This is a genomic window from Bacillus sp. F2HM (assembly GCF_019266135.1).
In the GTDB taxonomy this organism is placed as follows: Bacteria; Bacillota; Bacilli; order Bacillales; family Bacillaceae; genus Bacillus; species Bacillus safensis.
On sequence record NZ_LRMO01000011.1, the window covers coordinates 345663 to 359045 of the forward strand.

Annotated in this window: 13 protein-coding genes and 1 other annotated feature; all 13 genes read left to right on the forward strand. The window is 42.7% G+C overall.

The annotated features are described in order from the left end of the window. Positions 1-76: 76 nt before the first annotated feature. The 13 genes from AWT60_RS08720 (at position 77) to udk (ending at position 13328) form a co-directional block, all read left to right on the forward strand. Positions 77-1141: an AI-2E family transporter gene (locus AWT60_RS08720; protein ID WP_024423115.1), complete on the forward strand. Its 1065-nt coding sequence runs from the start codon at positions 77-79 to the stop codon at positions 1139-1141. A gap of 44 nt (positions 1142-1185) precedes the next feature. Continuing rightward, positions 1186-1393: a binding site (T-box leader), on the forward strand. Positions 1394-1473: 80 nt separating this feature from the next. Beyond that, on the forward strand, positions 1474-4110 hold the full coding sequence (alaS, locus tag AWT60_RS08725) for an alanine--tRNA ligase (RefSeq protein ID WP_218677138.1): 2637 nt from the start codon (positions 1474-1476) through the stop codon (positions 4108-4110). An 89-nt stretch (positions 4111-4199) separates the two neighbouring features. Then, positions 4200-4466, forward strand: a complete 267-nt coding sequence (locus AWT60_RS08730; RefSeq protein ID WP_008358522.1) for an IreB family regulatory phosphoprotein — start codon at positions 4200-4202, stop codon at positions 4464-4466. A 3-nt stretch (positions 4467-4469) separates the two neighbouring features. Continuing rightward, positions 4470-4886, forward strand: a complete 417-nt coding sequence (gene ruvX, locus AWT60_RS08735) for a Holliday junction resolvase RuvX (protein ID WP_024427871.1) — start codon at positions 4470-4472, stop codon at positions 4884-4886. A 15-nt stretch (positions 4887-4901) separates the two neighbouring features. Further along, positions 4902-5183, forward strand: a complete 282-nt coding sequence (locus AWT60_RS08740; protein WP_024423112.1) for a DUF1292 domain-containing protein — start codon at positions 4902-4904, stop codon at positions 5181-5183. Between the two features lie 154 nt (positions 5184-5337). Further along, positions 5338-5904: a biotin transporter BioY gene (locus AWT60_RS08745; protein WP_041107025.1), complete on the forward strand. Its 567-nt coding sequence runs from the start codon at positions 5338-5340 to the stop codon at positions 5902-5904. Further along, a complete protein-coding gene (locus AWT60_RS08750; protein ID WP_218677139.1) occupies positions 5901-7364 on the forward strand; it encodes an acyl-CoA synthetase in 1464 nt (487 codons plus the stop codon). Before AWT60_RS08745 ends, AWT60_RS08750 begins: the two co-directional genes overlap by 4 nt. Then, on the forward strand, positions 7352-8440 hold the full coding sequence (locus AWT60_RS08755) for an acetyl-CoA C-acyltransferase (protein WP_218677140.1): 1089 nt from the start codon (positions 7352-7354) through the stop codon (positions 8438-8440). The genes AWT60_RS08750 and AWT60_RS08755 overlap by 13 nt, the downstream gene beginning before the upstream one ends. 73 nt (positions 8441-8513) lie before the next feature. Next, entirely contained in the window at positions 8514-9596 is a 1083-nt protein-coding gene (gene mltG / locus AWT60_RS08760) for an endolytic transglycosylase MltG (protein ID WP_218677141.1), read from the forward strand. A 211-nt stretch (positions 9597-9807) separates the two neighbouring features. Then, positions 9808-10473: an O-methyltransferase gene (locus tag AWT60_RS08765; RefSeq protein WP_039180249.1), complete on the forward strand. Its 666-nt coding sequence runs from the start codon at positions 9808-9810 to the stop codon at positions 10471-10473. Next, positions 10470-11399 carry a peptidase U32 family protein gene (locus AWT60_RS08770; RefSeq protein WP_218677142.1) on the forward strand — a complete coding sequence of 310 codons (930 nt, stop codon included), beginning with the start codon at positions 10470-10472 and terminating at the stop codon, positions 11397-11399. The genes AWT60_RS08765 and AWT60_RS08770 overlap by 4 nt, the downstream gene beginning before the upstream one ends. Before the next feature lie 20 nt (positions 11400-11419). Continuing rightward, entirely contained in the window at positions 11420-12688 is a 1269-nt protein-coding gene (locus AWT60_RS08775; RefSeq protein WP_034661487.1) for a peptidase U32 family protein, read from the forward strand. 7 nt (positions 12689-12695) lie between these two features. Continuing rightward, positions 12696-13328 carry a uridine kinase gene (gene udk / locus AWT60_RS08780; protein WP_024423106.1) on the forward strand — a complete coding sequence of 211 codons (633 nt, stop codon included), beginning with the start codon at positions 12696-12698 and terminating at the stop codon, positions 13326-13328. Positions 13329-13383 lie beyond the last annotated feature (55 nt).

The following is a 13383-nucleotide window of genomic DNA, read 5'->3' on the forward strand; positions in this document are numbered from 1 at the left end:
AACAAAGTTAGGACAAATTTTATTTACGTGGATAATTGCAGAAGATGGTTAAACAATAAGAAAAGAGGTGAAAAAGGTGAAGAAACGTCCGATCCAATTTCTAATATATGCTGCAGGGGTCCTGCTTGTCCTTGCATCCTTGCTCATTTTACTGCAGCTCGACGAGTTATGGATGCCTGTTTTTTTATTGCTGAAGGCGGTTCTCATTCCGCTTCTCATCGCTATTTTTATTTCTTATCTGCTTTATCCGATTGTGGAAAGACTGCATGCACGAGGGCTGCCGAGAACAGTCAGTCTCTTACTCATCTATGTCTTGTTTTTTGGCGGGATTGGTTTTGCGGTATATAAAGGAGCGCCTGTTATGATCGCACAGTTAAATGAGCTGTCAGAACAAATTCCTGTTATCGCTGAAACGTATAATGGCGCTTTATCACATATTCATCATCATACGAGCCACTGGCCTGACGGACTTCATGACCGCTTGGACCGCTTCATTGTTCAATCGGAGACATATGCAGCCAATAGCGCTGAGCGGATGATTCTTAGCTGTAAAGTTTTATTCGATTACGCATTAGTCGCAGCACTCATCCCTTTTCTTGTTTTTTATATGGTAAAAGACATGAACACGATGAAGCGGGCGGCATGGTATTTAACGCCGCCGTCATTTAGGAAGAGGGGGCATGCCTTTGTCAAAGCAGTGGATGAATCGCTTGGTGATTATATTCGAGGGCAGCTGCTTGTCTGTTCTTTAATCGGGGGTGCAGCGGCCATTGTGCTTTGGCTTTTTCATATCCCGTATCCGCTCGTTCTTGGCATGCTGATAGGAGCAACGAACGTGATTCCGTATTTTGGACCGATAATTGGCGCAGTTCCTGCCATCTTTATTGCGTTTACCATCTCAGTGAAATCGGTCATCATTGTATTGATCACAGTAGCGGTGCTGCAATTTTTAGAGAGCAATGTCCTAAGCCCGATCATTGTAGGGCGAAGTCTTCATATGCATCCTGTCGTCATTATGCTTGTCTTGCTTGCAGGAGGGGAGCTGTTTGGCTTAATTGGAATGATTTTAGCCGTACCAGCAGCTGCGATTATCAGGGTGATCATCGTGCAATATATCCTGATGAGACGAAGCGTTCATTGACAAGACGAGCCGAGTTGTCTATAATAATTTCGATTCATACATATTGAAATTCAATGACGGACCCGAGTACGTTAAAAAGCTGTTGCAGAGAGAGGCTTTATTTGCTGAGAAAAGCCTTATCAGACCTTTAACGGAAGCTAGTCCCGAGTGCAGATAAACACTGCCGCTCTCTTCCGGCGTTATCGGATGTGAAGGTGATAGACGAATGTGTCTATAATCAGGGTGGTACCGCGAGAACATCTCGTCCCTGTGTAAGTCGTTTTGTGCTTGCATAGGGCGGGGTGTTTTTTCGTTTGTGTGGAGATTGATGAATGAAAAGGGAGGATTTTTGAATGAAAACTTTAACTTCAGCTCAAGTACGTCAAATGTTTTTAGACTTTTTTAAAGAAAAAGGACATGCTGTAGAACCAAGTGCGTCACTTGTACCGCATGACGATCCGACGCTTTTATGGATCAACAGTGGGGTGGCAACATTAAAAAAATACTTTGATGGCCGCGTCGTACCTGACAATCCACGTATTTGCAACGCGCAAAAATCGATTCGTACGAATGATATTGAAAATGTAGGGAAGACAGCACGCCATCACACGTTCTTTGAAATGCTTGGCAACTTCTCTATTGGTGATTATTTTAAAGAAGAGGCCATTGAATGGGCGTGGGAATTCCTCACAAGTGAAGAGTGGATTGGCTTTGATCCGAATTTGTTATCTGTGACAGTCCACCCAGAGGACGAAGAAGCATATATTCTTTGGAGAGATAAAATTGGTGTGCCTGAAGAACGTATTATCCGTCTTGAAGGAAACTTCTGGGATATTGGCGAGGGTCCAAGCGGACCGAATACAGAAATTTTCTATGACCGCGGTGAATCATACGGTGACGACATGAACGATCCAGAATTATATCCAGGCGGAGAAAACGAGCGTTATCTAGAAGTATGGAATCTCGTGTTCTCTGAATTCAACCATAATCCAGATGGATCATACACTCCACTGCCGAAGAAAAACATTGATACAGGGATGGGCCTTGAACGAATGGTATCTGTCATTCAAAATGTGCCAACGAACTTCGATACAGACCTTTTCATGCCCATTATTCGTGCAGTCGAAACCATTTCTGGAGAAAGCTATGGTTTGGCGAAGGAAAAAGATACAGCATTTAAAGTCATTGCTGACCATATCCGGACAGTTGCCTTTGCTGTAAGTGACGGTGCGCTTCCTTCCAATGAAGGCCGCGGATATGTATTGAGACGTTTGCTGCGCCGCGCTGTGCGTTATGCAAAAACGATCCATATCCACCGTCCGTTTATGTATGATCTAGTGCCAGTTGTTGCTGAGATCATGAAGGATTTCTACCCAGATGTACAAGCAAAAGAAGAATTTATTGCGAAAGTCATCAAAAACGAAGAAGAACGTTTCCATGAAACACTGAATGAAGGGTTAGCGATTTTGTCAGAAGTGATCAAAAAAGAAAGAGACAAAGGCAGCTCACAGATTTCAGGTGAAGATGTATTTAAGCTGTATGACACGTATGGATTCCCTGTCGAGCTGACAGAAGAATACGCAGAAGATGAAAACATGACAGTTGATCGAGAAGGCTTCCAAGCGGAAATGGAGAAGCAGCGTGAACGGGCAAGAAATGCGAGACAAGATGTCGGCAGTATGCAGGTTCAAGGCGGCGCTTTAGGCGATATTAAAGTGGAAAGTACCTTTGTTGGATACGAAAATTTAACTGCGGAAACTCGCATTGTCGAACTGCTTCAAAATGGTGAACTTGTCTCTGAAGCACATGAAGGAGACACGGTGCAAATCTTGTTAGATGAAACGCCTTTCTATGCGGAAAGCGGCGGACAAGTAGCGGATAAAGGGACACTAAAAAGTGCAGAAGCCATCATTGAGATCAAAGATGTGAAAAAAGCGCCAAACGGTCAGCATGTCCATGAAGGAGTCGTCGTAAGCGGTACGGCTCAAAAAGGTCTCGAGGTCACTGCTGAAGTGGAATCAGCTCTTCGAAAAGGCATTGTCAAAAACCATACAGCGACACACCTTCTGCATCAGGCGCTGAAAGATGTATTAGGCAGCCACGTGAACCAAGCAGGGTCATTGGTAAATGAAAACAGACTTCGCTTTGATTTCTCTCATTTTGGACAAGTGACGAAAGAAGAATTGTCTCAAATTGAAAAAATCGTCAACGAAAAAATTTGGGAAGGCATCTCTGTTGCCATTGACTTGAAACCAATTGCTGAAGCAAAAGAAATGGGTGCAATGGCGCTCTTTGGCGAGAAGTATGGCGATATTGTCCGTGTTGTCCAAGTGGGCGATTACAGCATCGAGCTATGCGGCGGCTGTCACGTGCAAAACACTGCGGAAATCGGTTTGTTTAAAATTGCATCTGAGTCGGGTATTGGTGCTGGAACACGCCGTATTGAAGCTGTGACTGGTAAAGGTGCTTATGAAGAATTAAATGACCAGCTGGCGATATTAGAACAGGCAGCAAGTGAGCTGAAGTCAAATACGAAGGATGTACCAAAACGGATTGCTTCATTACAGGCAGATTTAAAAGAGGCTCAAAGAGAAAACGAATCTCTTCTTGCGAAATTAAGCCAAGCAGAAGCAGGCTCTATTTTAGAGAAAGTGACAGAAGTTGGCGGAGTGAAAGTATTAACTGAAAAAGTAAATGCTAAAGACATGAACCATTTAAGAACAATGGTTGATGACTTAAAAGCTAAATTAGGATCAGCTGTCATCGTCCTGGGAGCCGTTCAAAATGGAAAAGTAAACATTTCAGCAGGAGTAACAAAAGACGTGATCGAAAAAGGTCTGCATGCAGGGAAGCTTGTGAAGCAGGCAGCTGAAATCTGCGGCGGAGGCGGAGGCGGACGTCCAGACATGGCTCAAGCAGGCGGAAAACAACCAGAAAAGCTTGAAGAAGCACTGGCAACTGTCGAAGAATCTGTCAAATCCGTTTTATAATCAGGCAATGTAGTGTAGAATAATGGTATTAGATGAGCGGTTAGAAAAAAGCTTGCTAGTAGAATGTTGGAAGAGAGGTGCAAGAAGCAGTGAGTTCATTTGATAAGACAATGAAGTTTAACTTCTCTGATGATTCAGCTGAAACCAATGTGAATGAAGTGCTCATTACAGTTCATGACGCACTCCAAGAAAAAGGATACAACCCGATCAATCAAATTGTCGGATACTTGCTGTCAGGCGACCCTGCTTATATTCCAAGACATCAGGATGCACGCAACCTAATTCGTAAACTAGAACGAGACGAATTAATTGAGGAATTGGTTAAATCGTACTTAGAGACACATAAAGAGGCGTAAAACATGAGAATTTTGGGCTTAGATTTAGGCACGAAAACCCTTGGTGTTGCGATCAGTGATGAAATGGGATGGACAGCGCAAGGGATTGAAACAATTAAAATTGATGAAGCAGGCGGAGACTTTGGTCTCAGCCGCCTGTCTGAGATCGTTGCAGAATTTGGAGCGGATAAAATTGTACTTGGCTTTCCAAAAAATATGAACGGTACGGTCGGTCCTAGAGGCGAAGCCAGCCAATCATTTGCGAAAGTGCTAGAAAACACGTACAATGTTCCTGTTGTGCTTTGGGACGAGCGTCTGTCGACAATGGCAGCGGAAAAAATGCTCATCTCTGCAGATGTGAGCAGACAAAAGCGTAAAAAAGTCATTGATAAAATGGCGGCTGTCATGATCCTGCAAGGATATTTAGACAGCTTAAATTAAAATGAGGTGAATCAAATGGAACACGGAGAAAAGCAAATTACAATCGTTGATGATAATGGAAATGAACAGCTTTGCGAAGTACTATTTACTTTTGAAAGCGACCATTTTAACAAATCTTATGTCCTTTACTACCCAATTTCTGAACAAGACAATGAGGAAATTGAAATTCATGCATCAAGCTTTACACCGAACGAAGACGGTGAAGATGGCGAGCTAGAGCCGATTGAAACGGATGAAGAATGGGACATGATTGAAGAAACGTTAAATACGTTCTTAGATCAAGAAGACGAAGAATAGAACAAATACAAGGCCTGTGAACAGATCTTCTTGATCTTTCTTCACAGGTCTTTTTTTACGATTACTATGTTAACTTAATTTTATTTTATGTTGACATAATGAATTGTACCTTTTACTCTGTTTTTAACAATAAATTGAGTGAGGGGCATGGAGATTGAAAATACAAGATATGATGCAAATAGCGTTAATGACAGCGGTCATCGGGATGTTAGGCTTGATCCCGCCGATTTTACTTACATTTACACCTGTACCGATTACATTGCAAACCGCAGGTCTTTTGCTTGCTGGGGGGCTGTTAAAGCCAAAACAAGCACTGATCAGTTTATGTCTTTTTCTTTTGGTTGTGGCAGCAGGCGCACCTCTTTTGTCAGGCGGGAGAGGCGGGATAGGGGTCTTTTTTGGTCCAAGCGGTGGTTTTCTTCTTGCTTATCCTGTTGCTGCCTTCATGATCAGCTTATGGGTGAACCGGCTGAAAAAAGTAACCGCACTGCGTCTTTTTGTGATCTATGCGGTTTGCAGTATTGTGATTTTGTATATGTGCGGCATCCCCTTTCAAGCCATGATGATGCATATTAAGGTCTCGCAGGCCGCTTTCCTTAGTTTGATTTATCTTCCAGGTGATCTCATCAAAGCGGGAATGTGTGCTGTCTTTACGGTCAAAATCATACAGGCCATGTCATATCGAAAAAGGGATCTGCATAAAGGGAGGCGTGCAGTTTGAACAGAATAACGGAAAGCTATGCAGTACATGCAGAAATGAAACCAGATCAGATTGCCATCATAGATGAGCAAGAAAGCATTACATATCAAGATTGGTATGAACGTGTGCAGAGATCAGCGCAGTGGTTACAAGGAACGGCTCATCAGCAAAAAAGAATAGCTTTTTTATTATCAAATGGTGCTTCTTTTTTGCAAATATTTGCGGGCGCTGCTTGTGCAGGGTGGACAGCCGTTCCGCTTGATCCGAGATGGAGTCATGAAGAATGTGTCGAAAAGCTCTTGTTAAGTGAGGCGGATCTCGCCATTATAGAGGATCGATTGATAAAGAGATTTGAACAGGGAAGCGTGGACATGCCGCTTCTTTCTTTATCTGAATGGAAGGAAAGAATGAGCCTTCTCACAGACAGTCCATATAACAGCTGCGATACCGAGAAAGATCCTGTCTTTTATATGGGATTTACGTCAGGATCAACGGGCTCACCTAAAGCCTTTATTAGACGTCAGCATTCATGGATCGAGAGCTTTCGAATGACTGCCGCTTCATTTGGAATCACTCATCAAGATCATGCTCTTATATTAGGTACACTCTTATCCTCTCACTTTTTATATGGTGCCATCAGTACATTATACTTTGGCGGCACAGTGACGCTTTTAGAAAAATTTGTGCCAGTAAAAGCGAAGAAAGCCTTAGAGACAGGTGATATCACTGTTATGTATACCGTCCCAACAATGACAGAAACGTTACTGCAAATCGATGCTTTTAGAGGGGACAATTCGCTTCTTGTCATGTCATCGGGAGCAGATTGGAGCATCTCTTCAAAAGAACAGCTCGTCACCAACTATCCACATGTTACTTTTTTTGATTTTTATGGCACATCAGAGTTAAGTTTTGTCTCTTATTTGTCTTCAAATGACTTTTTGCAAAAACCTTCTTCTGTTGGACGGCCTTTCTCCTCCATTCAAGTAGAAGTAAGGCGGCCCGATCAATCTGTCTGTCAGCCAAATGAAACAGGGAGGATTTATGTAAAGAGCCCAATGACTTTTTCAGGTTACTTACATGAGCAGAAACCGCCGGAGGAGTGGCTGACAGTTTACGATATGGGATGGCTGGATGAAGACGGTTATCTGTATATGAGCGGCCGTGAGAATGGCATGATTGTCTATGGAGGACTGAATATTTTCCCAGAGGAAATTGAGCGTGTGCTAAATGAACAGCCAGAGGTAAAACGGTCGATTGTGGTTGGCGTTCCTGACCCATATTGGGGTGAAATCCCTGTTGCCATACTGGAGCAAGTGCAGCAAATAAAGGCGGTTCGACAAGCTGTTAAAGAAAAGCTGGCGGCCTACAAGGTACCAAAAAAATGGCTTGTGATTGATCAAATGATTGAAACATCCGGCGGAAAAATAGCCCGCGCGAGCATGAAAAAGTGGGCGGAGGAGCAATTGTCATGCAAGCAGTGATCGTACAAGCAAAACGAACACCCTTCGGTGACAAAAATGGAATGCTGAAAAATTATCGCCCAGAGCAATTAGCCGCTCCCCTTATTCGGCATTTGTCTCAGATGAGGACGCCGAATGATATCATATTAGGCAATGTCGTCGGAGGCGGTGGAAATATAGCCCGTCTGTCCTCATTAGAAGCAGGTCTTCCTTTACATGTTCCTGGTATGACGATTGACAGGCAGTGTGCCTCTGGTCTTGAAGCGATCCGAACAGCTTGCGTCATGGTTCAATCGGGGGAGGGCACGATGTATATCGCTGGCGGGACTGAGAGCATTTCCAGATCACCAATGAAAGAGAGAGCCCGCTTTTCACCGGAGTGGATAGGAGATCCGCATATGGGAGAAGCAGCAGAGCTGACCGCGTCGGCATTTTCTGTCACGAGAAAAGAACAAGATGACTATGCCCTTTTAAGCTGGGAAAGAAGTTTAGCGGCATTCACACATGGTACATATTCAGAAGAAATCGTTTCGATTGACGGGATGAACATAGATGAAGCGGCTGCTAAAATAAGACCGATGGCAAAGTTGATCAAGCGGGCAAAGCCTGTATTTTTACCGGGAAAAGGAACTGTGACCGCCGCCAATAGCTGTAAGGAAGCAGACGGAGCAGCCGCCGTCGCTGTGATGGAAAGATCGCTAGCGGAAGCAAGTGGATATAAGGCGATGCTACGGTATGCCGGAAGTGCTGTGACAGCGATACATCCTCATTTTCCAGCAGCTTCACCAATTGATGCGATCAAGAAGCTTTTACATCAAGAGAACATCAAGGCAGAGGAAGTGGCGCTATTTGAAATCAATGAAGCGTTTGCGCTGAAAGCTGCACTTATTGCCCGGACGCTGGGGATACCATATGACCGGATCAATAGAAGAGGCGGTGCACTTTGCCTTGGGCATCCTTACAGCGCGTCAGGAGCTGCTATGATGGTGAGATTATTTTATGAAGGGCGCGCCTTATCGAATGGAAGCTATGTCATGGCTGCTATTGGAAGTGGTGGCGGCATTGGTTTAGCCGTGTTATGTCAAGTTCTGTCATGACATGCATAAGCAAGGAATTGCCGAACTCCGTCGAATCATGTACTATAAAAGCTAGATGTGAGGAGGGCCATGCATGTTTTCAGAACAAAAGAAACGACTATTCTTCAAAAGAAAAATGGGGATCGTCCTGTTATCTGTCCTTGCTGTCATCATCATTGCAGCATTATCAGGCTTTTTATATGTTAAATCAGCACTCGGACCGGTCGATCAAAAAAGCAAACAAACCATTAATATTCATATTCCAAATGGGACATCTGTCCGCGAAATTGCGGGCATTTTAAAAGAAAATGGGCTCATTTCGAATGACACGATTTTTACTTATTATGCAAAATACAAAAAGGCGTCCGGCTTTAAAGCGGGATATTTTCATTTAAAACAAACAATGGACGCAGACACGCTGATCAAAAAGCTGACATCTGGCGGGACAGATTACGCCTTTCAGCTTGTGATTCCAGAGGGAAGACAGCTGTCTGATATTGCAGCCATTATTGCAAATCAGACGAATTTTTCAGCGAAAGAAGTTGAAGCAAAGCTGGATGATCCTGATTTTATTCAAACACTAATGAAAAAATATCCGAAAACCGTGACATCACAGGTGAATGGAAAACAGGTGAAACATCCGTTGGAGGGTTATTTATTCCCTGCTACGTATCCATTTTATCGTGAGGATGAATCGCTCGAAACGATCATTGAAACGATGATTAAACAAACAGATCAATACGTGAAAACGTATGAAAAAGACATGAAAAAGAGAAACATGTCCATACATGATGTGTTAACGATGGCTTCACTGATTGAAATGGAAGCAACAGAAAAGACAGATCGGGCAAAAATCTCAAGTGTATTCTATAACCGGTTGAAAAAGGACATGCCGCTTCAAACTGATCCAACCGTTCTTTATGCACTTGGTGAGCATAAATCCCGCGTGTATTACAAAGACCTAAAAGTGAAATCTCCTTATAACACGTATAACAACAAAGGGCTGCCGCCTGGACCTATTGCAAATGCTGGTGAATCCTCTTGGAAAGCCGCACTGCATCCAGAGAAAACGGATTACGTTTACTTCCTTGCGAAGAAAAATGGAGAGGTCATATTTACGAAAACGTTAAATGAGCATAATAAAGCAAAAGCGAAATACATCACAGGCAGCAATTAACGTACAAGTGAATCGAAAAAGACTGTAGACAACACGAGATTGCCTGCAGTTTTTTTCGTTGAAATATCCATTTTATAGGTTCGCAATTACCACTTCTTTGTGGTAAAATATATCGGGTTGTTTTTACTTAGATGAACGAAAGATTGACGAGAAAGAGAGCTGCAACAGGCAGGACTCTTCTTTTTCAGGTCATGAAGGAGCTAGACAGATAATGACTATCGAAGATGATCGAATAAATGATTATATTGAACATTTAATTCACCCAAGTCCTGATGCAATCGCTCAATTAGAGATCTATGCAAAAGAGCATCATGTGCCAATTATGGAAAAGGTGAGCATCGAGCTTTTACTGCAGCTTCTTTCGATGAAAAAGCCGAAGAAAATTCTTGAGGTTGGGACAGCGATTGGCTATTCCGCCATTCGAATGGCAACAGCTCTGCCAGATGCTGAGATTTATACGATTGAGCGAAATGCAAAGCGCTATGAAGAAGCGACACGGAACATTGAGGAATTAAAGTTAAAAGAAAGAATACACGTGTTTTTTGGTGATGCGATGGAATCGGCTAAAACGGTCCAAACGATGGCGCCCTATGATGTGATTTTTATTGATGCTGCAAAAGGGCAGTACAAGCGTTTTTTTGAATTGTTTGAACCGATGCTCGCTCATGACGGAATGATTATTACAGACAATGTATTATTCAAAGGCTTAGTGGCAACGAATTATGAAGAAGAAATTGAAGATAAACGAAAAAAACAATTAATTGGAAAAATTGATCGATACAATCAATGGCTCATGTCAAACCCTGATTTCCAAACGTGCATTATTCCAGTTGGAGACGGGATCGCCATTAGTACAAAAAGAGGTGACCAATCATGAAGAAACCAGAATTGCTTGTAACGCCAAGCAGCGTGTCAGACGTCATGCCATTAATTGAGGCAGGAGCTGATGCATTCTTAATAGGCGAACAAACATACGGTATTCGTCTTGCGGGTGAGTTTTCAAGAGAAGATGTGAAACAAACGGTTGAGGTTGCACATGCCTATCAGAAAAAAGTGTATGTGGCGATGAATGCAATTTTTCATAATGACCGCGTCCAGCTGCTTGGAGATTATTTAACTTTTCTCGATTCATTAAACGTGGATGGTGTCGTCTTTGGAGACCCAGCCGTGATCATGGCTGCAAAGGAAACAGGAGTGAACCTGAATCTTCACTGGAGTACAGAAACGACTGGGACAAACTATTACACTTGTAACTACTGGGGCAGAAAAGGTGCATCGCGTGCTGTTCTTGCAAAAGAGCTGAATATGGACAGTGTGATCGACATCAAAGAAAATGCTGAGGTGGAGATTGAAATTCAAGTCCATGGCATGACATGTATGTTTCAATCAAAACGTACGCTCATCGGCAACTACTTTGAATACCAGGGCAAACAAATGGATGTCGTAGGCAGAAATATGGAGGAAGGGCTATTCCTGCATGACCAAGAGCGTCAAAACAAATACCCTATTTTCGAGGATGCAAACGGGACACATATTATGAGTCCAAATGATGTGTGTATGATTGACGAATTAGAAGAGTTTGTTGACGCAGGCATTGACTCATTTAAAATTGACGGAATTTTAAAGTCACTTTCTTATATAACAGAGGTGACATCACTTTATAGAAAAGCAATTGATTTACTAACGACTGACAAAGACGCGTATGAAGATCAGAAAGAGGACTGGGTGAAGCGGATTGAAGAAATTCAGCCAGTGAATCGTTCGATTGATACAGGATTCTTCTTTAAAGAAACGGTTTATTAATATAAGAGGAGGCAGAGGAAATGGCATTATTGAAAGATGGTATTTCTGAAATGATTGATGGGAAACGTGTCATTACAAAAAAACCAGAACTGCTTGCACCCGCAGGAAACTTGGAAAAGCTGAAAATTGCTGTACATTATGGAGCTGACGCTGTTTTTATTGGCGGGAAAGAATTTGGGCTTCGCTCTAATGCAGATAACTTTTCAATTGAAGAAATGGCAGAGGGCGTCGCATTTGCAAACAAATATGGCGCACGCATTTATGTGACAACGAATATCTTCGCCCACAATGAAAACATGGACGGGCTGGAGGAATACCTTCAAGGGATTGAAGGCGCTGGAGTAGCAGGCATTATCGTAGCTGATCCATTGATCATTGAAACATGTAAACGTGTTGCACCGAAGCTTGAAGTCCACTTAAGCACACAGCAATCTCTTTCAAATTGGAAAGCTGTTCAATTTTGGAAGGAAGAAGGGCTTGAGCGTGTGGTGCTTGCACGTGAAACAAGTGCGCTAGAAATTAGAGAAATGAAGGAAAAGGTCGATATTGAAATCGAAACATTCATTCACGGTGCGATGTGTATCGCATACTCTGGCCGCTGCGTGCTCAGTAACCATATGACGGCAAGAGATTCCAACCGCGGAGGCTGCTGCCAGTCCTGCCGCTGGGATTATGATCTTTATAAACTAGAAGGTTCTGAGGAAGCACCATTATTTGGTGAAGAGGATGCACCATTTGCGATGAGTCCAAAAGATTTGAAGCTTGTTGAATCCATTCCTCAAATGATCGAAATGGGAATTGACAGCTTAAAAATCGAAGGACGGATGAAATCCATTCATTATGTTGCCACTGTTGTCAGTGTGTATCGTAAAGTCATTGATGCGTATTGTGCTGATCCAGACAATTTTGTCATTCAGCAGGAATGGTTAGATGAATTAGATAAATGCGCAAACCGTGACACAGCACCAGCCTTTTTCGAAGGCGTACCAGGAACGGATGAACAAATGTTTGGCATTCATGGAAAGAAAACCACATTTGATTTCGCAGGTCTTGTTCTTCATTATGATGAAAAAGAACAAATTGTGACATTGCAGCAGCGTAACTTTTTTAAAGCTGGCGACGAAGTCGAATTCTTCGGACCGGAAATTGAGAATTTCACATGCAAAATTGAAACGATTTGGGATGAAAAAGGAAATGAACTAGATGCCGCTCGTCATCCGCTGCAAATCGTCAAATTCAAGCTTGATCAAAAAGTATACCCTAGCAACATGATGAGAAAGGGGAAATAACAGCCACATGAGGAGTAAACCAGTTGTCATTGGTATTGCTGGCGGCTCGGGTTCAGGTAAAACGAGCGTCACCAATTCAATCTATGAAAAATTTAAAGGACATTCCATCCTCATGCTTCAGCAAGATTTATATTACAAAAATCAAAGTCATATGCCATTTGAAGAGCGCCTGCTCACGAACTATGATCATCCGCTTGCATTCGACAATGACCTGATGTTTGAGCATTTGGAACAGCTCTTAAGGTACGAATCCATTGAAAAACCAATATATGATTTTAAACTAAACACACGTTCAGAAGAGACGGTTCATGTTGAGCCAAAGGATGTCATTATCGTTGAAGGTATCTTTGCGCTCGAAGACGAACGTTTGAGAGACTTAATGGATATTAAACTGTATGTCGATACAGATGCAGACCTTCGCATCATTCGCCGCATTTTACGCGATACGAAGGAAAGAGGCCGGTCGATCGATTCTGTGATTGAACAATATGTATCTGTTGTCAGACCGATGCATAATCAATTCATTGAACCGACAAAGCGATACGCCGATATCATCATCCCAGAAGGCGGCCAAAACCATGTGGCGATCGACTTAATGGTGACAAAAATTCAAACGATTCTTCAAAACCGAGCAGAGTAAATGGTGGAGAAGAAAAAGACCTTTACACTGTAAAGGTCTCAGCTTGTAGACAAAG

Bases quoted from the DNA above. Each gene is read 5' to 3' on its own strand.
- alaS (WP_218677138.1), top strand. From the start codon at position 1,474: ATGAAAACTTTAACTTCAGCTCAAGTACGTCAAATGTTTTTAGACTTT.
- ruvX (WP_024427871.1), top strand. From the start codon at position 4,470: ATGAGAATTTTGGGCTTAGATTTAGGCACGAAAACCCTTGGTGTTGCG.
- AWT60_RS08740 (WP_024423112.1), top strand. From the start codon at position 4,902: ATGGAACACGGAGAAAAGCAAATTACAATCGTTGATGATAATGGAAAT.
- AWT60_RS08755 (WP_218677140.1), top strand. From the start codon at position 7,352: ATGCAAGCAGTGATCGTACAAGCAAAACGAACACCCTTCGGTGACAAA.
- mltG (WP_218677141.1), top strand. From the start codon at position 8,514: ATGTTTTCAGAACAAAAGAAACGACTATTCTTCAAAAGAAAAATGGGG.
- AWT60_RS08765 (WP_039180249.1), top strand. From the start codon at position 9,808: ATGACTATCGAAGATGATCGAATAAATGATTATATTGAACATTTAATT.
- AWT60_RS08770 (WP_218677142.1), top strand. From the start codon at position 10,470: ATGAAGAAACCAGAATTGCTTGTAACGCCAAGCAGCGTGTCAGACGTC.
- AWT60_RS08775 (WP_034661487.1), top strand. From the start codon at position 11,420: ATGGCATTATTGAAAGATGGTATTTCTGAAATGATTGATGGGAAACGT.
- udk (WP_024423106.1), top strand. From the start codon at position 12,696: ATGAGGAGTAAACCAGTTGTCATTGGTATTGCTGGCGGCTCGGGTTCA.